Source organism: Kitasatospora sp. NPDC051164 (genome assembly GCF_044455625.1).
In the GTDB taxonomy this organism is placed as follows: domain Bacteria; phylum Actinomycetota; class Actinomycetes; order Streptomycetales; family Streptomycetaceae; genus Kitasatospora.
In genome coordinates this window covers 475,195-497,916 of sequence record NZ_JBITFB010000001.1, presented here as the reverse complement: position 1 = coordinate 497,916, position 22,722 = coordinate 475,195, and the positions used below count along the sequence as shown (strand labels likewise).

The window sequence follows — 22,722 nt, the reverse complement described above, 5'->3', positions numbered from 1 at the left end:
GCTCATGGGCCAGGTGCATGAGCGGTGCTCATGGGCCGCGTACATGAGTGGCGTTTATGGGCGAACTGCATGAGCTCCGCTCATGGCCATGCGCATGCGCGGAGCTCATGGCGGTCGGCGCATGGGTGAGGGCCCGGCGCCGTTCGGGGGTGTCGGCGCCGGGCCCGGTCTCGGGGAGATGGTGCGGGAGGGCGGCCCGGGGGTAGCCGCCCTCCCGCGTCTCGGAACGGCCTCACGGCCGTGGTCGTCGGGGGCTGTCAGGCCCGGACCGTCAGGCCCGTCCCGTGAGAGCCGGACCGTCAGGCCTGGGCCTTCTGCCTGCCGCCGCGCAGCATGGCCGCGATCACGACGATCAGCACCACGCCGACGGCCGCGAGGCCCCACAGGACGGAGTGGAAGGCGTAGTCGTAGGCGCTGGCGAGGAAGTCCACGAAGCCCTTGTGGTCGGTGGCGCCGGACAGGTCGGCCGCTCCCGAGAGGTCGCCGCCGGCTGCCTGGTCGGCGACCTTGTCGGCCTGCGAGGCGCCCTCGTGCGCGCCGATGCCGTCGGTGATGCGGGTGCCGAGCACGGTGGCCAGCGCGGAGCCGTACACCGCGACGGCGACGGCCTCGCTGCCCAGGCGCAGGGTGTTGAGGAAGCCGGCCGCCATGCCCGCCTTGGCGGGGTCGACCAGTTCCAGTGCCTGGCCGTCGACCAGGCCGGCTGACAGGCCCATGCCGGCGCCGGTGATCAGCATCGGGGCCGCGAGCACCAGGACGGTGACGGAGGGGGAGAGCAGGGTGAGGGCGATGTCGCCGACGACCAGGCAGACCAGGCTGACGTAGATCAGGGTGAGCGCCGAGACGCCGCGGGTGACGAGCTTGACGGCGAGCATCGGGAAGACCAGCACGGGGGCGGTGAGCAGCAGCATCAGCACGCCGGCGGCGCCGGTGTTGCGGCCGGTGACGGCGGTCAGGTAGCTCGGCAGGTAGGTGAGCATGGTGACGAAGCCGAAGGAGGCGGCGACCGGCACCAGGCACAGGCCGACGAAGCGGCGGTTGCGCAGCACGCTCAGGTCCAGCATGGGGTGCGCGCTGCGGTTCTCGACGGCCGCGAAGACGGCCAGCACGACGACCGCGCCGACGAACAGGCCGATCACTCCGACGCTGCCCCAACCCCACTGGGAGCCCTGCACGATGGCGGTGGTGAGCAGCACCATGGCGACGACGAACAGCGCGCTGCCGGGGACGTCGATCCGTCCGCCGCTGCCGCTGTCGGAGGGCATGGCGCGGGAGATCGCGGGCACTGCGAGCAGGACGACGGCGAGGGCGACGGCGTGGACGGCGAACACCCAGCGCCAGCCGAGGCCCTGGACCAGTACGCCGGCGAGGGAGGGTCCGATGGCGACGCCGATGCCGGCGATGGTGCCGAACATGGCGAAGGCCCTGGCGCGGGCCGGGCCGTCGAAGACGGTGGAGACGATCGCCGCTCCGCAGGAGAAGATCGCGGCGCCGCCGATGCCGGTGAGGGCGCGGGCGGCGTCCAGCCAGATGACGTCGGTGGCGACGGCGCTGGCGAGCGAGGCGACGGCGTAGACGGCGACACCGGCGGCGAAGGCCTTGACCCGGCCGATGACATCGGCGATCGAGCCCCAGACCAGGGTGAAGCAGGCGAACGCGACGTTGAAGGCGTTCACCACCCACTGGAGCGGGGCGAGGTCGGCGTGGGTGCTGGTGCCGATGTCGGGGAGGGCGACCGCCGTGCCGGAGATGGACATGGGCACGACGAACACTGCGAGGAGAACCGCGGCCAGTGTCAGCGTTCGGCCGGGCTGCTGCGCTTCCGTTACCACCGGCGGCGTGGCAGACGACGTGGTCTGCGTACTCATGGGGCACAACTCCAGGCTCGGCCCGACCGCGGAACGGCCAGGTAAGGAATTTTTCGAACCTTACGGTGCCATGCGGGCGAGGTACGATGCAACCCATACCTGAGGATGTCTGAGGAAGGAGGATCCGATGCCCGACCCGGAAGGCCACCCCTCGACCGGGGAGATGGATCTGCGGATGGTCCTGAACGCACTGGCCGATCCGTTGCGCTACGGGGTGATCTCCGCCCTGCTGCAGGAAGCCGAGGGGGCGGCACGCACCTGCGCCTCCTTCAATCTTCCGGTCTCCAAGTCCACGATCACCCACCACTTCCGCGTCCTGCGCGAGGCCGGCCTGGTCCGTCAGGTCGACCGCGGCAACAGTCGCGCGGCCACCCTTCGCCGCGAGGACCTGGACAAGCGCTTCCCCGGACTGCTCGACCTGATCCGCGCAAATCCCTGAGTCGCGCAAATCTTTGAGCCGCGCGAACCCCTGAGTCGCGCGAACCCCTGAGCTCTCCGGGCGGGCATCCGGAACCAAGGGGCGGTCAAGGAACCTTGACCGCCCCTTGGCCTCTCCTGCTGGTGACGGTGTGTCAAACTGTGCGCCCTCACAGGACGATGAGGAGACCCCGGTGGACCACGCGCGCCCCCTGATCGAGGACTTCCCCGCCCATCCCGACGGCGATCCCGCCGCAACCCTGGCCCGCGCCGTCCGGGACCGTCGTGCCGCCCTCGGCCTCGCCCTCGCCGACCTCGCCACCCGCTCCGGCCTGCCCGAGACCCACCTGCGCGCGATCGAGGCCGGGCACGCGATGCCGACGCTCGCGCTGCTGACGGTGCTGTCGAGGGCGCTGCACGAGGATCACCGGGCGGGCCTCCCGACGGGCCTTCCCCTCACGCGGGCCCCTCACGCCGGTTCGTAGGTGGTGTTGCGGACGAGGGAGCGGGCGTGGGGGGAGTCCATGGGGTGGGCGAAGAGGTAGCCCTGGCCGAGGGGGCAGCCCATGGCGGCGAGGAGGTCGCGCTGTTCGGGGTGTTCGATGCCCTCGGCGATGACCTGGACACCGAGGGTGTCGGCGATGCGGGCGATGCCCTCGACCAGGGCGTACTGCTGGTGGGAGTGGCCGAGGCCGTCGATGAAGGATTTATCGATCTTGAGTAGGGAGATCGGGAACTCCCGCAGGTAGGAGAGCGAGGAGTAGCCGGTGCCGAAGTCGTCGATGGCGATGCCGACGCCGAGGCTGGAGAGGGTGGCCATGTCGGCGTGGATGCGGTCGTCGCGGCGCATCAGGACGGATTCGGTGAGTTCCAGGACGAGGGTGTGCGGGTCGATGCCGGAGGTGGCGATGGCGTGGCGGACCACGTCGACGAAGCCGGCGTCGCGGAACTGGCGGGCGGAGACGTTGACGTTGACCCGGAGCGGGAGGCGGCCGGCGGTGGTGCGGGCGGTGGAGCTGGCGGCGTGCCAGGCGGCGGCCTCCTGGGTGGCGCGTTCGAGGACCCAGGCGCCGAGCGGGACGATCTGGCCGCTCTCCTCGGCGAGGGCGATGAATTCGTCGGGCAGGACCAGGCCGCGCCGGTCGTGCGGCCAGCGGACCAGGGCTTCGAAGGCGACCAGGTCGCCGGTGCGCAGGTCGACGATCGGCTGGTAGTACAGCTGGAACGCCGATTCCGCGATCGCGGAGTCGAGGTGCTCGTTCATCTCGTGCCGTTCCACCAGCCCGGCCTGCAGGGCCGGCCGGTAGTGGCACCACTGGCGGCGGCCGGCCGCCTTGGCGGAGTAGAGCGCGAGGTCGGCGTGGGTGAGCAGTTCGGCGGCGTCGACGCTGTCCTCGGTGGTCGCCACGCCGATGCTGGCGTTCACTCGGACCGCGCCCGCCTTGAGCTTGAACGGCTCGGTGAAGACCTCCAGCACGCCGGCCGCGATGGTGTCCACGTCCGAGGTCCGCATCGCGTCCTCCACCAGCACCGCGAACTCGTCGCCGCCGAGCCGGGCGGCGGTGTCGGAGGAGCGCAGCGTGGTGGAGATCCGCAGGGAGACGGCGATCAGCAGCTCGTCGCCGACCGCGTGACCCTGGGTGTCGTTGACCACCTTGAAGTCGTCCAGGTCGATGAAGAGCACCCCGGTGACGGACCCGCTGCGCTCGCCGCGGGACAGCGCGTGCCCGACCCGGTCCTGGAACAGCACCCGGTTGGCGAGGCCGGTGAGGGAGTCGTGGAAGGCCCGGTGGGTCAGCTCGCGCTCCATCTGCCGCTGCTCGGTGACGTCGCGCAGGGTGAGCACCAGGGCGCCGACGGTCGGGTCGGCGCGCAGGTCGTTGAAGCGGACCTCGGCCTCGATCGGGGTGCGGTCCTGGCGCAGCAGCCGCCAGTGCTCGCGCAGCTGTTCCCTGGACTGTTCGCGGGGCTGCTCGCCGCGGGGCGGGGGTGTCGAGCCGCGCATCCGGGCGAGCGCCTTGCTGACGTCCCGGCTGTCCTCAGGCGGGACGAGGTCGATGAGCAGGGTGCCTTCCAGTGCGGGGTTGCCGAGCACGGACTCGGCGGAGGGGGAGGCGTAGCGCACGCCGTCGTCGGCGTCGAGGATCAGGATGACGTCGCTGGCGTTCTGGACGAGCGTGCGGAAGTACAGCTCGCTGTTGCGGCGGTTGACCTCCTGGCTCAGTACGACCCGTTCGACGGCGAGGGCGGCCTGCGCGGCGAGGATCTCCAGTGAGCTCCAGAGGCTGGCCAGTTCCTGCTCGGTGCCGGTGACGATGAGGGCGCCGATCAGCGGGTCGCCGGAGGGGCGTTCGGCGAGGGTGAGCGGGCAGATCAGGGCGTACGTCAGGCTGTCGAGGTGCCCGGTCAGCTCGTGGCCGGGCAGGTCGACTGACTCGACGGGCAGCAGTCGGCTCTCGCGGTAGGCGGCGAGGGCCAGCACCTGGTCGGAGTCGGAGGCGGTTCCCAGCCGGTGCTCGGCCGCGCCGTGTTCGGCGTGCCGGACGTGCAGCACGCCGGCCTCGGCGACGGCGAGCAGGGCGACGTGCCCGGGCTCGGCGGGCATCAGGGTGGAGGCGGCGGACTGGACGGCGTCCGCGACCTCCTCCACGGTGACGGCCGCGGTCAGCCGGGCGCCCGCCTCGCGCAGCGCCCGTTCGCGGGCGATGGCCTGTCTGCGGGCGGAGACGACCACCGCGAGCCGGGCGAGTACGAGCAGGTAGAGGAGCGCGGAGAAGGCGCCGATCACGCCCGCGTTGCCGGTGTTCCCGTTCAGCGATTCGATGATCAGGATCGCCGGGGCGATCAGCGAGGTGAGGGTGAGCAGGACCAGCCGGGCGGCGCTGAGGTCCGGTTGCTGGGTGGGGACGGGTCTGGTCAGCTCGACCATCGACGGGTGCAGGGCGGCCGCGCCCCAGGCGGTGTAGAAGGCGGCCCAGCCGAGCTCGACGGGCGTGCCGATGCGCCAGGTGCCGTGCAGCTGGATCAGCCCGTACAGCACGTCGGAGACGAGCAGGCCGACGGTGCCGACCGCGAGCAGCTGCAGCGAGCGGGAGTTGCCGCCGCGCGGGGTCAGCAGGCGCAGCAGCAGGGCGAGGACGACCAGGTCGCCGAGCGGGTAGGCCATCGACACGGCCCGCTGGAACCAGGTCAGGTCGGGGCTGTGGGTGTACGGGAGGATCAGGTAGATCCAGGAGAGCAGGGCCAGGCCGATGGTGGGGATCAGCGCGTCGAGCAGTCCGGCGCGGTCCTGACGGGCGGTGCGCCAGCGGATGAAGCCGAGCACGCCGGCCGCGTACAGCACGAACTCGGCGAGGTAGAAGCCGTCCGCGACGGAGGGGAACGGGTTGGGCAGGTGCAGGATGTCCAGCTGGATCGCCTGCACCACTTCGCCTGCGGTGAAGCTCAGGTTGGCGAGCGCCAGCAGGTACCAGAAGCGCGCGTGCGCGGGGTGGTTGAGGCGGATGCCGACCACGATGGCGGCGACGCCGCCGAGGCCGATGCCCGTCCACCAGATGATCCGTTGGCCCGGGTTGGTGTAGTAGATGCCGATGAACAGCACCATCCAGAGCAGGTAACAGGCCATCAGGCGTTGTCGCCGGCGTGTCAACGAGGCTACCTCCTCCGCGACATCGCCCCGCCGGTCGGGCGGGGGAGTTCGGGCGAGGGCGGGGCCCGGGCGGTCCGGGTGTCACCGGTCGTCCGAGGGCTGGGGACTGGGCGCGTGTCGGCGGTCGGGACCGGGCGCGTACTCGTGCTCGGACCGGCGCTTCTTCGCGCACGTGCGCGGCGTCCGGTCGGTGGGCGACCGGACGTTACTCAATGTGCCGTGAGTGCGTATAGTCGGAAATGTCGCACCCCCAAGCATTCTGCCGCCACAGCACGAGGTCAAGCCGGTGGATGACGCAGCAGACAGCGCACAGGGCGTACGAACGGATGCGAGTTCCGGACGTCACGCCGTGGTCCGCAACGACAACGGTCAGTACGCGCTCTGGCCGGGGGACTTGACCGTTCCCGGCGGGTGGCGGCAGGTGTACGGTCCGGCCGAGCGGGCCGACTGTCGGGCCTGGGTGGAGCGGGAGTGGCGGCCGGCGGAGCTGGGGTTCGCGGGTTCCGAAGGCGTCCGGCGGGCCCCGGCCGGGTTCGCCGACACGGTGCACGGGCTGTTCCGCACGCGGGCGGCGCACGACCCGCAGGCGCTCGCCGTCGTCGCCGAGGGCACCACGCTGAGTTACCGCGAACTCGACCTGCGCAGCGACCGGTTGGCCGCCGAGCTGCGGGCGTACGGAACGGGGCCGGAGCAGGTGGTGCCGATCTGCCTGGAACGCGGGGCCGGGCTGGTGACCGCCTGGCTGGGCGTGCTCAAGGCGGGCGGGGCCTTCCTGCCGCTGGACCCGGCGCACCCGCCGCGGCGGCTGGCGCGGCTGGTGGAGGACAGCGGGGCCCGGGTGGTGATCACCGACGGTCACGAGTTTCCGGGGGTGACGGCGGTGCGGGCGGACGGCGGCGGCGTGGGGGACGCCCCGGCCTCGGCCCCGTCGCCGTGGATGGGCGGCGCCGGGCCCGGGCAACCCCGGCCCGACGACTTCAGCGGGACCGGCACCGGCACCGAGGTCGGGCAGGCCCGGCTCGGCGACGGCGTCGTACCGGACGACCTCGCGTACCTGATCTACACCTCCGGCACGACCGGCCACCCCAAGGGCGTCCCGGTCACCCACCGTGCGCTGGTGTTCACCCTCGACCGGATCGTCCACGCATACCGGCTCGCGCCCGGCGAGCGCGTCCTTCAGCTGGCCGCACTGGGCTCCGACACCGCGCTCGAGCAGGTGCTGGGCGCGCTGCTCGCGGGCGCGACGGTCGTCCTGGGCGGCGGCAGTGGGGGCGGCACCTGGGCGCCCACCGAGCTGGTCGGCCGGCTGCCCGGGCTCGGCCTGGCCGTCGCCGACTTCACCCCCGCCTACTGGCACCACGTGCTCGACCTGCTCCCGTCCGGCGGAGGCGGCCCGGACAGGCTGCGCCTGGTGGTGGTCGGCGGGGACGTCGTGCACGCCGCCGACTGCCGAGGCTGCCTGGAGCGGCTGCCGGGCACGCGGCTGCTCAACGCGTACGGGGTCACCGAGGCGGCCGTCACCTCGATGCTCTGCGAGGTCACGGCGGAGCTGCTGGACGGCGCGGGCACGGGCGGGGCCCCGGCCGCGCCGGTGCCGATCGGGCGGCCGCTGCCGGGCGTGCGGGTGCACGTGCTGGACTCGCGGCTGCGCCCGGTCCGGCCCGGCGAGAAGGGACACATCCACCTCGGCGGGCCCGGTCTCGCCCGGGGCTACTGGCGCAGCCCCGGGCTCACCGCCGAAACGTTCCTGCCCGACCCGTACGCGCCGCTGCCCGGCGAGCGGATGTACCGCACCGGCGACGCCGGACGGTGGCGGGCGGACGGCCAGCTGGAGATCCTCGGGCGCTTCGACGACCAGATGAAGGTGCGCGGCCACCGGGTGGACCCGGCGGAGATCGAGGCGGTGCTGGCCGCGCATCCGGACGTCCGGCAGGCCCGGGTCTCGGCCGGCGGGACGGCGGCGGACGGCAGCCGGGCCCTCACCGCCTACTACACGCTCGCGGCCGGGGCGGTGGACGGCGCCGCGGGGATCCGGGCGTTCCTTGCCGAGCGGCTGCCGGAGTACCTGGTGCCGGCCGAGTTCGTGCCGCTGGAGGCGATGCCGCTCACGGCGGCCGGCAAGATCGACCGGGCCCGGCTGCCGGACGCCCCGGTACGGACGGCGCCCAAGGCGGCGGACGCGGGCGGTGGCGAGGGCTATCCGATCGAGGAGGCGGTCGGGCACCTCTGGGCGGAGCTGCTCGGCGTCGAGACCGTCGGCCCCGACGACGACTTCTTCGCACTCGGCGGCACCTCGCTGCTGGCGATGGAGATGCTGGCGCGCGCCCGGATCATGTTCGGCGTCGACGTCGGCCGGGTGCGGACGCTCACCCGCGCGCTGCTGCGCGAGCCCGAGCTGCGGCCCTTCGCGGCGGCGCTGCAGGAGGCGCGTAGGGGCGGCGGTGGTGTGGGCGGCGGCGCGCACACGGAACCGGGCGGAGGCGGCCCGAGCGCCCGGGAAGCACCGGTCGACTGGTTCGCGGAGGCCCGGCTCACCGACCCCGTCGGCCAGTCCTGGAGCCCCGCGCCCTCCCGCGCTGAACCCGCCGAGATCCTGCTCACCGGCGCCACCGGCTTCTGCGGCGCGCACCTGCTGCACGCGCTGCTCGCCACCACCCGGGCCCGGATCCACTGCCTGGTTCGGGCGCCCGACGAGGAGCACGCCCTGGAACGGCTGCGGGCCACCCAGCAGCGCTTCCTGCGGCACGACCTCGCCGACAGCCGGGTGGTGCCGCTGGTGGGCGACCTCACCAAGGACCGAATAGGGCTCACAGAACGTCGGTTCCACTGGATGGCGGGCAACCTGGACGCGATCCACCACCTCGGCGGGCAGGTCAACTTCCTCTACCCGTACCGCCAGCTGCGCGACTCCAACGTCGGCGGCACCCGCGAGATCGTCCGGCTCGCCGGGCACAGTCGGGGCATCCCCGTGCACTACCTCTCCACCCTCGCCGTTCTGGCCGGCTTCGGAGCGGCGGGCGTCGGCAAGGTCACCGAGCGGACCCAGCTCGCCCACCCCGAACGGATCGGCGTCGGCTACGTCGAGAGCAAATGGGTGGCCGAGCAGCTGCTGCACAACGCGGCCGAGGTCGGGCTGCCCGTCACCGTGCTGCGCACCAACGACGTCACCGGGGACCTGACCAACGGCGTGATGAACACCGGTACCGAACTGTGCGCGTTGATCAAGTACCTGGCGGACAGCGGGACATGCCCGGACGTCGAGCTGCTGCTCGACTTCGTCCCGGCCGACCGTTTCACCCACGCCATCGCCCACATCGCCGCCCACGCGCCCGCCGACGGAGAGGTCTACCACCTCACCTCGCCGCAGCCGGGCGTCCTCGCCGACCTCGCCGACCGGCTGCGGGCGCGCGGCCACCGGATCGTCCAACTGCCCTACGGGGAATGGGTGCAGGGCCTGGTCCGGTTTGCGGCCGGGAACCCGACCCATCCGATCGCGCCGTTCGTCCCCCTGTTCGTGGATCGCGCGCCCGGGTCGGAGCTGTCGATCAGCGAGATGTACTTCCGGCCGACGTTCCCCCTGTTCGACCGGGCGAACACGGACGCGGCGCTGGTCGGGAGCGGCATCGAACTACCGCCGGTGGGCGATGAGTTGATCGACCACTACCTGGCGGAGCTGGAGGCGGAAGGATATCTGGGGGAGGCGCGATGAGCGGCCGGGGCCACGTCGCCGCCACCTTCGACGCGCTGGACCTCCGACTCGCCCCGGGCGACGGCCCGGTGGCGTTCGGCGGCGCACTCGGGCCGCGGGAGCTGCTGGCGGCGTACCGGCGCGGACTGTTCCCGCTGCCGGCCGCGGACATGTACGCGAGCGCGTACAACGAGGCGGTGTACGGGGACGCTGTCGAAGCGGGGGAGCTGCCGCTGCTGCCGGGCGCGGAGGACCCGTACGCGCTGGCGTGGTGGTCGCCCGACCCCCGGCCGGTGATCGCGGCCGACGGCGTACGGCTCGGGAGCCGGCTGGCCCGGCGACTGCGCAATCGGTCGGCGTGGTGGACGAGCGCGGACCGGGCCTTCGGGCAGGTGCTGGCGGCCTGCGCCGATGGGCGTCAACCGGTGTGGCTCACCGATGAGTTGGCGTCGATGATGGCACAGCTGCACGCGCTCGGGGCGGCGCACAGCGCGGAGGTGTGGGAGGGGGAGGAGCTGATCGGCGGGGTGTTCGGGGTGGCGGTCGGGCCGGTGCTGAGCCTCGACTCGATGTTCCACCGCCGCCCGGACGCCGCCCGGGTCGCCGTCGCCGACCTCGGCGCGCGGTTCGGTGCGGCCGGCGGGCGGCTGCTCGACGCGCAGTGGGACGGTCCGCACGTGCGCAGCCTGGGGGCGGAGCCGATGGCGCGCTCGCGCTACCTCGCGGAGCTGGCCGCCGTGGGCGACGCGGCGGGCCCACTGCCCGGCGAGGCGCGGCCGGTGGCACAGCTGGGGGCGCGGCCGACGGCGGGACGAGCGACAGGGGCGGGGGCAGGGCGGGCGACGGGGCCGGCGGCAGGGCGAGCGGCACGCCTCGGGTGACCACCGGTTCACCCGGCGTTGGCCGTCGGTTTGGCCTGCCTTCGACAAACTTATTCCTCGTCAGTAACATGACGCCGCGTGTTCAAGAGCTCCATAGGCAGGGCCGCGGGCCCCGCCGTCCTCACCCTCATCCTCGCCGGGGCCGCCGCGTGCGGGCCGACCAGCCCCGGAACCTCCCAGACCGGCGCCGCCCCGGCGGCCGCCACCGTCGCCGACGCGAGTCCGACCGCCGCCGGGGGCAGCCCGGCCGCGGCCGCGCCCGCAGGCGGCGTCCCGCGCGCCAAGGCGGCCTCGCCCGCCACCAGCCGACCGACCGCCGGCCAGGCGGCCGTCACCGCCGCACCCGCCGGAGACCGGCAAGCCGCGATCGGCAGCCCCGGCAAGGACGGCGCCGCCGTCACGGCGGCGACGAAGAGCCTGCAGCTGACCGCGTACGACCCGGCGGGCGGCACGGCCGTCCTGACGGCGGCTGCCGGTCCGGCCCCGACGGGCGCGGCCTCCCCGAGCGCTGCCGCTGTCCCGTCTCCCGCCGCGCCGTCTCCCGCCGCGCCGTCTCCCGCCGGCCCGTCGACCGCTGCCGCCCCGTCAGCCGCTCCCGTTGCGGCCGCCGTCCAGCCCGGCCAGCTGATCGCCAGCCCGCCCACCGCCGCCGCGCCGCAGGGCGCGCTGGTCGCCGTCACCGCCGTCCACCCCGGCGCGGGCAACACCCTCAACCTGGCCACCCGCCCCGCCACCCTCGCCGAACTCCTCGGCGGCACCGAGGCCGACGGCAGTGTGCCCGTCGACCCGCACGGCATCACGGTGACCCCGCTGGTCAAGGACCTCAAGGCGACAGTCGGCGCCGACCTCGACGGCGTGCAGGCCGACGCCTCCGGCACCCTGGAAGTGAACCTCAAGGCCCCCGTGCCGCTGCCCGAAGGTGCCAGCCTGGACGCCTCCGGCTCGCTCCAGCTCCACCCGGCCGTCCACTTCGCCTACCACGGCGCCGCCGCAGGCAGCCCGCGCACCGCGTCGATCGGCTTCGACCTGGGCGCCCACGCCCAGTGGAAGGTCACCGGCGACGTCACCCGCAACACCGGTGCGGCGCCCATCCGTGTGCCCTTCGCCAAGCTGCAGGCCAGCCCCGTACTGACCGTCGCCGGCCTGCCTGTGGTCGTCAACCTCGGCCTGACCTGCTACCTGGAGGTCAGCGCCGACGGCCAGGTCCACCTGGAAGCGGAACAGGATGCGACCGGCACCTGGGCCGTCCGCGCCGACTACACCGGCGGCAAGGGCTGGACCCCGGTCACCAACGCCGAGACCAAGGTCACCCCGGTCCACGTGCGGCTCAACGGCAAGGCCGGCGTGCGGGCCGCGCTCGGCGCCGAGATCAGTGTCGGCCTGTACGACACCGTCGGCGTGGAGACCACCGTCGCCCCCTACCTGAAGGCCCAGGCCGAAGGCTCCCTGACCGTCTCCTCAGGCAACCCGCCGCAGGCGCAGGGCGGTTGGTCGCTGCTCGGCGGCGTCGACCTGAACGGCGCGCTGACCGCCCACCTGAAGATCTTCGGCACCCCGATCATCGAGGGCAAGCTGCCGCTGCCCCCGTTCCACCGCGAATGGCCGCTGATCGCCGGCTCGGCGACCCTGCCGGCGCCGAAGCCCAGCGCGAGCTGACCAACCGTCATCGCCGCGGGCCCCTCGACCTGTTCACCGGTCGAGGGGCCCGCTGTCGTTGTCGCCCTCCGGGCGCCGGGCCCCAGGGGGTGCCGGTGGGTGGAGGGGATGGGGCCGCCGCTCGAGCTCCTTCTGTCATGCGCATTTCTACAATTCGGTGTCGTGGTCGCCCGCGCAGGATTTCCTCCGAGGGCGAGGCCGGATCGTGTCGAGGCCGGATGGTGTCGAAGCCGGATGGTGTCGAGGCCGTCGCGCTCGAAGCTCATGCGAGGTTGCCAATCCGGCGTGTGAATCACTCTGATGACAGGAGAACGCACATGTTCCGAAAGGTCCTGAGCACAGCCACCATCGCGGCCACCACGGTTCTGGCGGCCGGACTCGCCACTGGCTCGGCGCAGGCCACCGACTTCTGGCAGGCCTGGGGCGCGGGGTCGTACCACACGAGCTCGGACTTCGTTCCCAGCGGTGGCCTGGTGCACATCGGCGGCTGGGCCTGCGAGGGCGGTTCCGCCCACAACTTCTACGTCTCGCTCGTCAAGACCAGCGGCTCCCAGAAGGTGTTCTCCAGCTACAGCTGGGACGTGGACGGCAGGGACCACGTCGACCCGCGCGGCATCGGGGTCAACACCAGCACGGCGTACTACCTGCGGTGGTACGGGAACGGCTCGGCGCCCTGCTCGAAGGCGTTCGCGACGAACTGACCGAGGACGTCCAGCACGAGGGGCCCGCGCCGTCGGGCGCGGGCCCCGCCCTCCGCTCCGGTACGGAAGGAACGGTCATGCGCCGGACCCGCCTCGTCATCCTGCTCTCCCTGGCCGCGGCGCTCGCCGCCTGCGGCCCCGCGGGCTCGGGCTCGCCCGCGGCCCCCGCCCCGGCGGCCGCCACCACCCTCCCCGGCACGGACGCACCACGGGTCGCGGTGATCGCTGGGGGGGGAAGTGGACGGTATCCCCTGGCAGGTGGACCTCCTGGCCGAGAACGGACAACTCTGCACCCAGGCCTCGGTCGACCACCGCGCCACCGGGCACGGCTGCGACCCGCCGGTCTCGAAGACCGTCCCGGTCAACGTCGCCGTCGACGGCCTGGACGACCGCGTCCTGCTCGTGTACGGCGCCGCCGACCCCAGCGTGGCGGGCCTCCTCGCCCACAGCAGCGCGGGCGCACCCCGGCCGGTCGCCATCACGGCCGCACCCGGCGGGCGGGGGTTCTTCGCCTACGCTGTGAAGCCGGGTACCGCCACCGACCTCACGGCCCTCGACGCCGGCGGGCGGCAGGTCTACTCCGCCGGTGACAAGATCCGGCAGTTCGAGGACCCGGCCCGCTGACCCGCCGGTCACCTGCGGGGGCGACCGGCAGTCGGACGGGTTCGAAGGGGGATGCTCTTCCATGAGCTTTGCTCATGCCGGGCGTGGGAGTGACTGTGCCGCGGCGCGCAGCAGCAGGTCGAGCAGGGCGGTGGCGGTGTCCGACGGCTCGGTGGGGGTGAGGACGACCTGGTCGACGGTGGTCGAGGGGCCGGCGAGGGGGATGACGCGCAGGCCGGGCGGCTGGTGGTCGAGTGCGGATTCGACGGTGATGCCGATGCCCGTGCCGGCGGCGACGTGGGCGGCGATGGCGTGCACGCTGCCGGCGGTCCTGATGATGCGCAGGTCGGCCCCGCCGATGTGGAAGGCGGACAGGAGCCGGTCGCAGAGGCCGCTGTTGATCTGGTGGGGCCAGGTGAGCAGGTCGGTGGTGGACAGTTCGGACGCGTGGAGCTCGGCGTGTCCGGCGAAGGGGTGGGCCGCGGGGACGAGCGCCACGAACCTCTCGGTGGACAGGACCCTCGCCCGGACGCCGGTGATGTCGCCGGTTGCCCAGCCGATGCCGAGCCCGATGGTCTCGGCCCGCAGGGCGGTGAGTTGGGCGGTGGTCGGCATGGCCTCCGGCACGATCGCCACGTCGGGGAAGCGGTCGCGCAGTTGCGGCAGACAGTGCAGCAGCAACTGGTGGCCGGTGTATTCGGCGTGGGCGACGACGAGGGTGGCAGGGGTCCGGCCGCCGGCGGCGAGGGAACGTCCGCGTTGGTGGAAGCGGCGCAGCTGGGCGAGGGCGGCGTGGGCGTCGGGCAGCAGTGCTTCGCCGAGGTCGGTCAGCGCCACCCGGCGGCTGGTGCGGTGGAACAGCCTTCCGCCGAGGGTGTTCTTCAGCCGTCTGACGGCGTCGCTGACGGTGGGTTGCCCCCGGTGCAGGCGGGCGGCGGCGCGGCCGAAGTGGAGTTCTTCGGCGACGGCGACGAATGCTTCCAGTTCGATCCTGTCCACGGGACCAGGCTAACGCGATCGATCGGTGGGGCCGATCGCTGTGTGCCGGAGTTCGGCGTTGATGCCGTGCCGTGCGCGGGCTGTGATGGGTGGGCAAGCGGGGAGCTTCCCCACGATCGACCGGAAGTAGTGAAGAGACATGGCATTCAGTGGTGTTGACCGTGCGCAGGGCGACGGTGCTGACCGTGGGCAGGGCGAGGGTGCTGACCGCACGGGCGCGGGCGTTGACCGTGGGCAGGAGCCGCCGGAGGTCACGGTGGCGGTGGCTTTCCACTCGGTGCACGGGCACACCCGGGTGCTGGCCGAGCACCTCGCCGACGGGGCGCGGCAGGTGCCGGGCGCCCGGGTGCATCTCGTCGAGGTCCGGCCCGAGGACGTCGTCGCGGGCCGCTGGCACGATGCCGAGGTGCTGGCGCTGCTCGAGCGCTCCGATGCGATCGTCCTCGGCTGCCCGACGCTGATGGGCAGCGTGTCGGCGGTGTTCAAGGCGTTCATGGAGGCGGCGTTCACGCCGTTCGTCACGCAGGCGTGGAAGGACAAGCTGGCCGGGGGGTTCACCATGTCCGCGTCGCAGAGCGGCGACAAGCTGACGGTCCTGGAGCAGCTGGCGGTCTTCGCCGCGCAGTTGGGCATGCAGTGGATCGGCGTGGGCGACATGCCGGGCAACAACTGGAGCGGCGGCACCCGCGACGATGTGAACCGGCTGGGTTCGTGGCTGGGTCTGATGAGTCAGAGTCATGCCGATCTGGGGCCGGAGCACGCCGGATCGCGCGGCGACCGGATCACCGCGCAGCGCTACGGCGAGCGGATCGCCCGGTTGACCCAGCGCTGGGTCAACGCCGTGCCGTACGACACTCCCCGGATGACCGAGCACGAGGCGCGCGCCCTGTCGGCCTCCCTCAGGGAGACGGACGGCGTGCCGACCGTGCTGACCGGCGCCTGACGGCCGACCGGACCGGCGGATCGCGGAGCCTTCTCTCGTCCGTCCGTCACATTCGTCTGCCGGGGTCCGTCGGTGAAGTACCGCAGGCCGACAGATGGAAGGACACCGCGATGCTCACCAACGTCATGTACGTCACGCTCTACGTCACCGATCAGGACCGCGCGCTGAGGTTCTACACGGAGCAGCTCGGCCTGGAGAAGCGCATCGACTTCCCGAACCCGGGTGGGCGTTTCCTCACCGTGGGCGTCCCCGGCAGCCCGGTCGAGATCATCCTGTGGGCCGACGACGCGGCCGCGGGGCAGCCGTCCGAGGTGCTGCTGGGCGCCGCGCCCGGTCCGGTCATCCTCGAATCGGATGATCTGCGGGCGGACTTCAAGGTCTTCCGCGACCGTGGTGTGACCTTCGACCGCCCGGAGCCGGAGGACTACAGGTTCGGCATCGCCATCGAGGCCGTGGATCCGGACGGTAACCGCATCTCGCTGCGCGAGCGCGGCCGGGGCGGCAGCGCCGACGCCTGACCTTGCTGCGACGCCTTGGTGCGACGCCTTGCTGTGACACCGTGATGTGATGACACCCTCGCGGAGGCGTGTTCGCGTACGTCGGCCCCTGAGCCGAGACCTGGCGGTTGTCGCCGGAGGTCTTCGCTCGGGGGCCGACCGTATTCCGGCTCCCTGAAGAAAGGGTTCCCGCCCGCGCGACATCCTGGCGCCCCACGTAGTCATCAGGGGTATGCACGGGGATCACGGAACAAGAGAACGGGCGGGGACCGCGTGAAATCAGCACAGGAGGCCGAGTACCTGGAGTTCGTGGCGGCGAGGGCGAAGGCGCTGTACCGCTCGGCGTACGTCCTCGCGGCCGGCGACGCGCACCTCGCCGAGGACCTGGTCCAGGAAACCCTCAGCCGGGTGTACGTGCACTGGAAGCGGGTGGCCGGTGCGGACAGCCCGGAGGCCTATGCGCAGACGGTCCTGGTCCGCACCTTCCTCAGCCTGCGGCGTCGGCGGAGCACCGGGGAGCGCCCCGTCGGGACCATGCCCGACAGTGCGGCGTCCGGTCCGGACACCGCGCTGCGGCTCACCCTGCTGGACGCGCTCGGCCAACTGCCGCCCCGCGACCGGGCGGTGCTGCTGCTGCGCTACTGGGAGGACCGCAGCATCGAGGAGACCGCCCGGATGCTCAAGCTGAGCAGCAGCGCGGTCCGCTCCCAGGGCACCCGCGCGCTCGGCAGGGTGCGTGCGTTGCTCGGCGACAGCCTGTCCGACCTGGTTCCGCACTGAGTGCCGCACCGAGTACCGGTGCACGCAGGTCAAAGCCGCCACACAGCCCCCAGCAGCGACAGAAAAGGTGACGCCAGCATGCCGTTCGAAGCAGACCTCGCACATGCCCTGGACCGCACGACCGACTCCCTCGACCCCGATCTCACCACGCTCATGCGCGGATCCGTCGAGCGCGGGCGCAGCCGCCGGCGGCGGCGCACCGCCGGCGTCATCGCCGGGGTCGGTGCCTGCGCCGTGCTCGCGGCCGCCGGCCTGGTGATGCCCGGCGCGCTCACCTGGGGCCGCTCCGCGGGATCCGACATGGAGACCGTGGCGGCGCTGGCGACGCCCCGTTCCGCGATCACCGACACCCAGATGGTCCAGGCCCTGGAGGCGACGTTCCCCGGGGGCCGGTTCAGCCAGGAGACCGGGCAGAGCAACAACCCCTCGGACCCGTCTGGCGGGTACGTCGCCAACGGTGGACTGGTCCTGGACGACGGTCAGGGCGCCGCGTTCGTCGGCGTCTCTGCCGTGCGGCTCAAGCTGCCGCTCAGGGACGGCGACGGGCTGAGCTGCGATCGGACGCCCGCGCGCCCCAAGGGTGACATCTGCGCGCTGAGCGAGCTGCCGAGCAGTGCCGCGATTCCCGGCGGTGCCGTGGTGATGGCCGAGCAGAACGCGGCCAAGCACCCGGTGGGTGCCGACACCGCCCACCGCTGGACGGTGACGGTGACCCTGAAGTCGACCGGCGCGCAGCTCCAGATGGTGCAGTGGAACAGCACCGGCGGCGGCACCGGCAGCGAGACGCCGAAGCCGACCCGGGCCGCGCCCCCGCTCACCGAGCAGCAGGCGGTGGCCGCACTCACCGGTGCCACCTGGGCGCCTATCCTCGGCGCCCTCGCCTGACGCGTTGCCTGGCCGAAAGCCCGTGGCGGAGAGCGGGAAGTCGGGACGGCCGACTTCCCACTCCTTTTCCTTCACGCGGTTGCGGTGGGGGTCGGAGCGGCCTCCCCGTCCCCTACTCTTCCTCCATGCTCTCTGTGGTGGTGGCCCCTTGGGCGGGCGTGGCGGAGCCGGTATTCGTCCGTAATCCGGATGAACTGCACGACGCCGCGAGCACGATGAAGGTCGCGGTGCTGGCCGCGCTGACCCGTAGCCGGGTGAACCTCGATGCCGAGGTTCCGGTGGTGAACCGCTTCGCGTCCGTCGTGGGCGGGGACTTCGGCAACGATCCGGACTGGGACAGCGATCCGCTTCCCTGGGAGCTGTTGGGTACCCACGTGCCCCTCCGTCTCCTCGCCGAGCGGATGATCACGCACTCCTCCAACCTCGCCACCAACCTCTGCCTGGCCCGCACCACCCCGCAGGCCGTCGCCGACGTCTGGCGGCGCGCGGGGGCGACCCGCAGCGCCAGCCCGCGCGGGATCGAGGACTACGCGGCGCGCGAAGCGGGCGTGCACAACCGGGTCAGCGCCCGCGACCTGGTCCGGCTGCTGCACTCGCTCGCCGGGGAGCCCGAACTCCTCGCGCTCCTCGAAGACAACGACTTCCGGGTGGACCTCGCCGCCGGCCTCCCCCCGGGCACCCGGATCGCGTTCAAGAACGGCTGGTTCCCCGGCGTCCGCCACAGCGTGGGCCTCATTCACCCCAGGGACTGCCCGCCGTACCTCCTCGCCGTCTGCTACACCGGCCCGCTCGCCTCCGGCACCGACCGCACCGATCCGGCCGCCCGCCTCCTGGCCCGCATCTCGGCGGCGGTCTGGGCACGACGCGGGCAGATCAGCAGGGCCGTCGGCGGGGCCACCGGCGGGGCCACCGGCGGGGCCGTCAGCGGAACCGTCGGCGGGGAGATGAACGGGCGAGGGCCGTCAGCCCGTCCAGCGCCGCTTCGTTGAGCAGGTTGATCCGTACGAACCCGTTGTGCCCGGTGAGTCCGAAGCGCCGCTGATCGAGCGCGAGCAGCCGATCACCCGGAGCCGCAGGCCGGGCGAACCGGAAGTACCCGGTCTCGACCGGCGTGCAGGCCGTCCGCCGGGGTGCTGTCGTGCCCCGCCGTCCCGTACGGATACAAGACGGTCTCCGTGTGCATGACGATCAGTCAAACGTGGTATGGACTCGGGGCATTCCGCTCACACTGTCGGGGGAGAGCTTGGGGGTGAGCCGAAGTGTCGTCGCGCCTGCGGAATTTCGCCCGACTGGTCACGGGGCTCACTGTCCTGTCGGCCTACGTCGCGTTGCACCTGCTGGTCAGCGTGGGCATGGGCCAACAGATGGGCCGGAACGCGACCCTGGCACTCTGGTTCGGGGCGCCCGCCCTGGTGTTGCTCGGGCCGGTCCTGTGGCTGCGCCACCGCCGCCGGTCGGGGGCGGCGGAGCTCGTGCGGATCGTCAGCCGGTACGTGCCGCGCCGGCAGCCGTGGCACAGGGCGCTCCGGCTGGCCAACGGCCTGGGACTGATGCTGTTCGGGGGGGGATTCTACGCGGTCACCGAGTCGGAGAAGCAAGGCCACAAGATGCCGCTGGAGGCGCAGTTCCTGCTGCTGTTCGGCGGTCTGGCGGCCCTGGCGGCAGGCTTCCTGATCTTGCGCCGCACCCGCCCGTACGCGGCTCGACCGGCGGCCCGGGCCCTGCTGCTGAGCGGCCGCCAACCCGTCCTCTACCTGCGCAGTTTCGGTGACGACGACAGCGCCGCCCAGGTCGACGACGTAGCGGAGATCAACCTCCACACGCGGGAGGAGCAGCTCGCGGGCGCTCTGGGCGCCGTCGGCCCCGTGATCGCGGTGGGCCGTCCGGAGGAGCGCCTGCCGCATCTCGGCGCGGCGCGCTTCTACCTGCCGCTGGACGACTGGAAGCCCACCGTGCTGCGGCTGATGGACCTGTCCCAGCTCATCGTCCTGTGCCTCGGGCAGGGGGACGGGCTGTGGTGGGAAGTCGAGCAGGCGCGAACCACCCAGCCCGCGAAGAAACTGGTCCTGCTGGTTCCGGGCGGCGCCCCGTCCGACCTGGTCGCCCGGCTGAGCGCGTACCTGCCCGAGCCCGTACCGTCGGAAGGGTCGGGCACCGGCGAGCACTGGATCTCCGCCGTCATCGTCTTCGACGACTCCTGGACGCCCCGCGTGTTCCCCGTGGGGCTCCGGCTCAAGGGGTGGCGGGGCTGGAACCAGCGAGCGAGTCTCGGCGCGAGGGAAACGCCCGCAGCCGAGGTGGCTCGTGCGGTGGGGACAGCGCTGGCGTCCTCGGGGCCGCGTCGGCGGACGATGGTCTTGAGAGCCTGGTTCGTGACGCACATCGCTGCTCAGACGGGCTTCGGGCTGGTGGTCGCGGTGGTCCTGGCGGGCTGGCTCGGCTATCGGGCACTGCAGTTGATCGGACTCTGGTGAACACGAACTCTGGGGGAAACGTGGACCATCCGCAGCAAGGCAGCACGTTCGAGAGCACGGGCGGGGGCGGAACGGGGCAGCGCCGGGCCGTGACCGGCTGGGGTGTCGCCGTGACGGTCCTGATCCTCCTGTCGCTGCTGTACGACGTCCTGCTCACGGTGGCCGACTGGCGCGTCTACCTCGCGGTCGAGGACGCCCTCGCGGGGAACGCGACCGAGTCGGATCTCCAGGCGGCCGATGACTTCTCGAGCTTCTTCACCTTCTGGAAGGGCCTGGTACTGGTCGTCGCGGCCGGCGTGGTGTTCCTGGCCTGGCTGTGGCGGGCGCGGATCAACGCGGAGTCGCTGGGCGGCCCGAGCAGCCAGCGCCGGGCCCGGGGCTGGACGGTCGGTTCCTGGATCACCCCGGTGGCGAACCTGTGGATCCCGTACCAGGTCGTGACGGACATCTGGAAGGCCAGCGCGCCCCGGCGGTCGAATCCCGGTCCGCTGCTCGCCGCCTGGTGGGGAGCGTGGGTGATCGGGGGTTACGTGGGGCGGGCCTACACGTACCAGGTCATGCAGGACGCGCTCTCGGAGGACGATCTGCGCCGTGCCGTGTACCTGGGCACCGTGGCCGCCGCACTCGACGTGCTCGCCGGGGTGCTGATCATCTACACCATCCACCGGATCGGCAGCTGGCAGACCCAGCGGCGCGCTGAAGCACTCCGCTGAGCCTGGTCGGCTGCCGGCAGCCGGCAGCCGACCAGGCGTAGCCGTCAGTACGGCTGGACGAGGACGTGCGCCGCGCCCGGGATGCCCACCTTGAGGAGCTCGTCCTCCTCCGGGGTGGTCGGGGTGCCGGTCTCCTGCTTGAGGATCGCGCGGGACAGGCCCTGGACCCACATGGCGCGCGGGCGGCGGCGCTCCTCCCAGGCGGTGAGGGCGGCCGGGACGGTGTCGGCGGCGTCCAGGCTCTGGGCGAGCACGAGCGCGTCCTCGACGGCCATCGCGGCGCCCTGGGCCAGGTGCGGGGTGGAGGCGTGGGCGGCGTCGCCCGCGAGGACGATCCGGCCGACGTGCCACGGCTCCTCGACGGTGACCTGGGAGATCCGCGAGTAGACCACGGCGGTCGGGTCGGTGACCTGCGCCAGCGCCTCGGCGATCGGGCCGTCGAAGCCGGCCAGGCGCTCGCGCAGCTGCTCGTGGGCGCGCTCCGGGTCCGGACGGAAGTCCTCGGCCTCGGCGAACACCGAGCCCAGGTACATGAGTTCCTCGCTGATCGGGGTGAGCAGCGCCTTCGCCTCGAGGTTGCCGGCGGACATCACCACGCCCTGCACCTCGGGGGAACGCGGCAGCGTCACGCGCCAGTTGGCGAAGCCGGTGTACTCGGGGGCGTACGTCTCGCCGTACAGGTGCTTGCGCAGCGGCGAGCCGATGCCGTCGAAGCCGACGACCAGGTCGTAGCGGGCGGCGTGGCCGTCGGTGAGGGTGACGTCGACGCCGCCGCCTGCGTCTGCGCCTGCGCCGTCACCATCGCCGCTGGTGTGGTCCGAGATCGAGGCGATGGTGGTGCCGAAGCGGACGGTCGCGCCGGCCTTGGCGGCCGCGTCGGCGAGGACCCGGGCGAGGGCGGGACGCGGTATGCCGTTGTTGGACGGGGCGTCGCCCATCCGGGGCTGCGGGATCTTGGCGAGGGTGGCGCCGGCCGGGTCGCAGATGGTCAGCACCTCCCACTCGAAGCCGGCGGCCAGGCAGTCGTCCAGGACGCCGATCTCGCGCATCACGTGCAGGGCGTTGGACGGCTGGATGATGCCGACGCCGAGCGCCTCCAACTGCTCGTGCAGCTCGGCGACATCGACGTGGTGGCCGCGCTGGGCGAGGGCGGTGGCGAGGGTGAGGCCGCCGATGCCGCCGCCGTGGACGAGGACGCGCAGGGGTGTGGTCATGCTGGTGCTCCCAGGGAAGTGCGGTTCAGCCGGGGGACGGGTGAGGCTGGGACGACGTGTGAGGCTGGGATGACGGGTATCGCCGGGGGAGGAGGAAGGACGGTTCAGCCGACGGGGGAGGCGGCGGCGAGTTCCATCAGGTGGTCGACCAGGGCGAGCAGCAGGTCCCGCCCGAACGCGCGCTCGCGTACGTCGCCGAGCAGCATCGGCACCTGCGGGTCGAGGTCGAGCGCGGCCCGGATCTCGTCGGGGGTACGGGTGTTGGTGTTGTGGAAGCAGTTGATCGCGACCACGAACGGGATGCCCCGGCTCTCGAAGAAGTCGATCGAGGCGAAGCTGGTCTCCAACCTGCGGGTGTCGGCGATGACGATCCCGCCGAGGGCGCCGTTGACCAGGTCGTTCCACATGAACCAGAAGCGTTCCTGCCCGGGCGTGCCGAACAGGTAGACGACCAGCTCGGGGCTGACGGTGATCCGGCCGAAGTCCAGGGCGACGGTGGTGGTGTCCTTCTGGTCGACGCCGGACAGGTCGTCCACGCCGACGCTGGCCCGGGTCAGGTACTCCTCGGTGCGCAGCGGGGTGACCTCGCTGACCGAGCCGACCAGGGTGGTCTTGCCGACGCCGAAGCCGCCGGCGATGAGGATCTTGACGGCGGCCGGGGCGGCCGGGGCGGCCGCGGGGCTGTCGATGGCGGAGTGGGTGGCGGAGTGGGGGGCGGTGGGGTCGCCGATGGCGGAGCGGGGGGTTGCCATGT

19 protein-coding genes are annotated in these 22,722 nt (G+C 72.6%); 14 read left to right on the top strand and 5 right to left on the bottom strand.

Going from position 1 to position 22,722, the window contains the following annotated elements:
• Positions 1 to 299: 299 nt before the first annotated feature.
• The gene (locus ACIBEC_RS02160) at positions 300 to 1,868 is read right to left on the bottom strand and encodes an MFS transporter (protein WP_360490458.1); all 1,569 of its coding nucleotides are present in this window, start codon (positions 1,866 to 1,868) and stop codon (positions 300 to 302) included.
• A 127-nt stretch (positions 1,869 to 1,995) separates the two neighbouring features.
• On the opposite strand from ACIBEC_RS02160, the gene ACIBEC_RS02155 reads away from it, so the two are divergent.
• Positions 1,996 to 2,307, top strand: coding sequence for a helix-turn-helix transcriptional regulator (locus tag ACIBEC_RS02155; protein ID WP_360490456.1), 312 nt, complete (start codon positions 1,996 to 1,998; stop codon positions 2,305 to 2,307).
• A 172-nt stretch (positions 2,308 to 2,479) separates the two neighbouring features.
• The gene (locus ACIBEC_RS02150; protein ID WP_360490454.1) at positions 2,480 to 2,770 is read left to right on the top strand and encodes a helix-turn-helix domain-containing protein; all 291 of its coding nucleotides are present in this window, start codon (positions 2,480 to 2,482) and stop codon (positions 2,768 to 2,770) included.
• Here the strand turns inward: ACIBEC_RS02150 and ACIBEC_RS02145 are convergent.
• Entirely contained in the window at positions 2,755 to 5,934 is a 3,180-nt protein-coding gene (locus tag ACIBEC_RS02145; RefSeq protein WP_360490452.1) for an EAL domain-containing protein, read from the bottom strand. The two genes, ACIBEC_RS02150 and ACIBEC_RS02145, sit on opposite strands and share 16 nt — an antisense overlap.
• Before the next feature lie 223 nt (positions 5,935 to 6,157).
• Here ACIBEC_RS02145 and ACIBEC_RS02140 point away from each other — a divergent pair, with 223 nt between their 5' ends.
• From ACIBEC_RS02140 to ACIBEC_RS02120, 5 genes are all read left to right on the top strand, one after another.
• A complete protein-coding gene (locus tag ACIBEC_RS02140; protein ID WP_360490450.1) occupies positions 6,158 to 9,643 on the top strand; it encodes an amino acid adenylation domain-containing protein in 3,486 nt (1,161 codons plus the stop codon).
• Positions 9,640 to 10,503, top strand: coding sequence for a leucyl/phenylalanyl-tRNA--protein transferase (locus ACIBEC_RS02135; protein WP_360490448.1), 864 nt, complete (start codon positions 9,640 to 9,642; stop codon positions 10,501 to 10,503). Before ACIBEC_RS02140 ends, ACIBEC_RS02135 begins: the two co-directional genes overlap by 4 nt.
• Before the next feature lie 78 nt (positions 10,504 to 10,581).
• A complete protein-coding gene (locus ACIBEC_RS02130; protein WP_360490446.1) occupies positions 10,582 to 12,159 on the top strand; it encodes a hypothetical protein in 1,578 nt (525 codons plus the stop codon).
• Between the two features lie 317 nt (positions 12,160 to 12,476).
• On the top strand, positions 12,477 to 12,860 hold the full coding sequence (locus ACIBEC_RS02125; protein ID WP_360490444.1) for a hypothetical protein: 384 nt from the start codon (positions 12,477 to 12,479) through the stop codon (positions 12,858 to 12,860).
• A 237-nt stretch (positions 12,861 to 13,097) separates the two neighbouring features.
• Positions 13,098 to 13,484 carry a hypothetical protein gene (locus ACIBEC_RS02120; protein ID WP_360490442.1) on the top strand — a complete coding sequence of 129 codons (387 nt, stop codon included), beginning with the start codon at positions 13,098 to 13,100 and terminating at the stop codon, positions 13,482 to 13,484.
• A 72-nt stretch (positions 13,485 to 13,556) separates the two neighbouring features.
• Here ACIBEC_RS02120 and ACIBEC_RS02115 read toward each other — a convergent pair whose 3' ends face one another.
• Positions 13,557 to 14,462 carry a LysR family transcriptional regulator gene (locus tag ACIBEC_RS02115; RefSeq protein ID WP_360490440.1) on the bottom strand — a complete coding sequence of 302 codons (906 nt, stop codon included), beginning with the start codon at positions 14,460 to 14,462 and terminating at the stop codon, positions 13,557 to 13,559.
• A 139-nt stretch (positions 14,463 to 14,601) separates the two neighbouring features.
• Between ACIBEC_RS02115 and ACIBEC_RS02110 the strand changes: the two genes are divergently transcribed.
• The 7 genes from ACIBEC_RS02110 to ACIBEC_RS02080 all read left to right on the top strand — a co-directional run bounded on the left by ACIBEC_RS02110 (position 14,602) and on the right by ACIBEC_RS02080 (position 20,754).
• Positions 14,602 to 15,405 (top strand): flavodoxin family protein, encoded by an 804-nt coding sequence (locus tag ACIBEC_RS02110; protein WP_360490438.1) that lies wholly within the window; start codon positions 14,602 to 14,604, stop codon positions 15,403 to 15,405.
• Positions 15,406 to 15,515: 110 nt separating this feature from the next.
• Positions 15,516 to 15,923 (top strand): VOC family protein, encoded by a 408-nt coding sequence (locus ACIBEC_RS02105; protein WP_360490436.1) that lies wholly within the window; start codon positions 15,516 to 15,518, stop codon positions 15,921 to 15,923.
• A 252-nt stretch (positions 15,924 to 16,175) separates the two neighbouring features.
• Positions 16,176 to 16,682 (top strand): SigE family RNA polymerase sigma factor, encoded by a 507-nt coding sequence (locus ACIBEC_RS02100; RefSeq protein ID WP_360490434.1) that lies wholly within the window; start codon positions 16,176 to 16,178, stop codon positions 16,680 to 16,682.
• A 78-nt stretch (positions 16,683 to 16,760) separates the two neighbouring features.
• Positions 16,761 to 17,567: a hypothetical protein gene (locus ACIBEC_RS02095; protein ID WP_360490432.1), complete on the top strand. Its 807-nt coding sequence runs from the start codon at positions 16,761 to 16,763 to the stop codon at positions 17,565 to 17,567.
• Between the two features lie 125 nt (positions 17,568 to 17,692).
• Positions 17,693 to 18,556 (top strand): serine hydrolase, encoded by an 864-nt coding sequence (locus ACIBEC_RS02090; RefSeq protein ID WP_360490430.1) that lies wholly within the window; start codon positions 17,693 to 17,695, stop codon positions 18,554 to 18,556.
• Positions 18,557 to 18,826: 270 nt separating this feature from the next.
• The gene (locus ACIBEC_RS02085) at positions 18,827 to 20,041 is read left to right on the top strand and encodes a transferase (protein WP_360490428.1); all 1,215 of its coding nucleotides are present in this window, start codon (positions 18,827 to 18,829) and stop codon (positions 20,039 to 20,041) included.
• 110 nt (positions 20,042 to 20,151) lie between these two features.
• Positions 20,152 to 20,754 carry a DUF4328 domain-containing protein gene (locus ACIBEC_RS02080; protein WP_360490426.1) on the top strand — a complete coding sequence of 201 codons (603 nt, stop codon included), beginning with the start codon at positions 20,152 to 20,154 and terminating at the stop codon, positions 20,752 to 20,754.
• A gap of 44 nt (positions 20,755 to 20,798) precedes the next feature.
• Here ACIBEC_RS02080 and ACIBEC_RS02075 read toward each other — a convergent pair whose 3' ends face one another.
• On the bottom strand, positions 20,799 to 21,968 hold the full coding sequence (locus ACIBEC_RS02075) for an FAD-dependent monooxygenase (RefSeq protein WP_360490424.1): 1,170 nt from the start codon (positions 21,966 to 21,968) through the stop codon (positions 20,799 to 20,801).
• 104 nt (positions 21,969 to 22,072) lie between these two features.
• A complete protein-coding gene (locus tag ACIBEC_RS02070; protein WP_360490422.1) occupies positions 22,073 to 22,720 on the bottom strand; it encodes an ATP/GTP-binding protein in 648 nt (215 codons plus the stop codon).
• Positions 22,721 to 22,722: the final 2 nt, after the last annotated feature.

Bases quoted from the DNA above. Each gene is read 5' to 3' on its own strand.
- ACIBEC_RS02160 (WP_360490458.1), bottom strand. From the start codon at position 1,868: ATGAGTACGCAGACCACGTCGTCTGCCACGCCGCCGGTGGTAACGGAA.
- ACIBEC_RS02155 (WP_360490456.1), top strand. From the start codon at position 1,996: ATGCCCGACCCGGAAGGCCACCCCTCGACCGGGGAGATGGATCTGCGG.
- ACIBEC_RS02135 (WP_360490448.1), top strand. From the start codon at position 9,640: ATGAGCGGCCGGGGCCACGTCGCCGCCACCTTCGACGCGCTGGACCTC.
- ACIBEC_RS02125 (WP_360490444.1), top strand. From the start codon at position 12,477: ATGTTCCGAAAGGTCCTGAGCACAGCCACCATCGCGGCCACCACGGTT.
- ACIBEC_RS02110 (WP_360490438.1), top strand. From the start codon at position 14,602: ATGGCATTCAGTGGTGTTGACCGTGCGCAGGGCGACGGTGCTGACCGT.
- ACIBEC_RS02105 (WP_360490436.1), top strand. From the start codon at position 15,516: ATGCTCACCAACGTCATGTACGTCACGCTCTACGTCACCGATCAGGAC.
- ACIBEC_RS02095 (WP_360490432.1), top strand. From the start codon at position 16,761: ATGCCGTTCGAAGCAGACCTCGCACATGCCCTGGACCGCACGACCGAC.
- ACIBEC_RS02090 (WP_360490430.1), top strand. From the start codon at position 17,693: ATGCTCTCTGTGGTGGTGGCCCCTTGGGCGGGCGTGGCGGAGCCGGTA.
- ACIBEC_RS02075 (WP_360490424.1), bottom strand. From the start codon at position 21,968: ATGACCACACCCCTGCGCGTCCTCGTCCACGGCGGCGGCATCGGCGGC.
- ACIBEC_RS02070 (WP_360490422.1), bottom strand. From the start codon at position 22,720: ATGGCAACCCCCCGCTCCGCCATCGGCGACCCCACCGCCCCCCACTCC.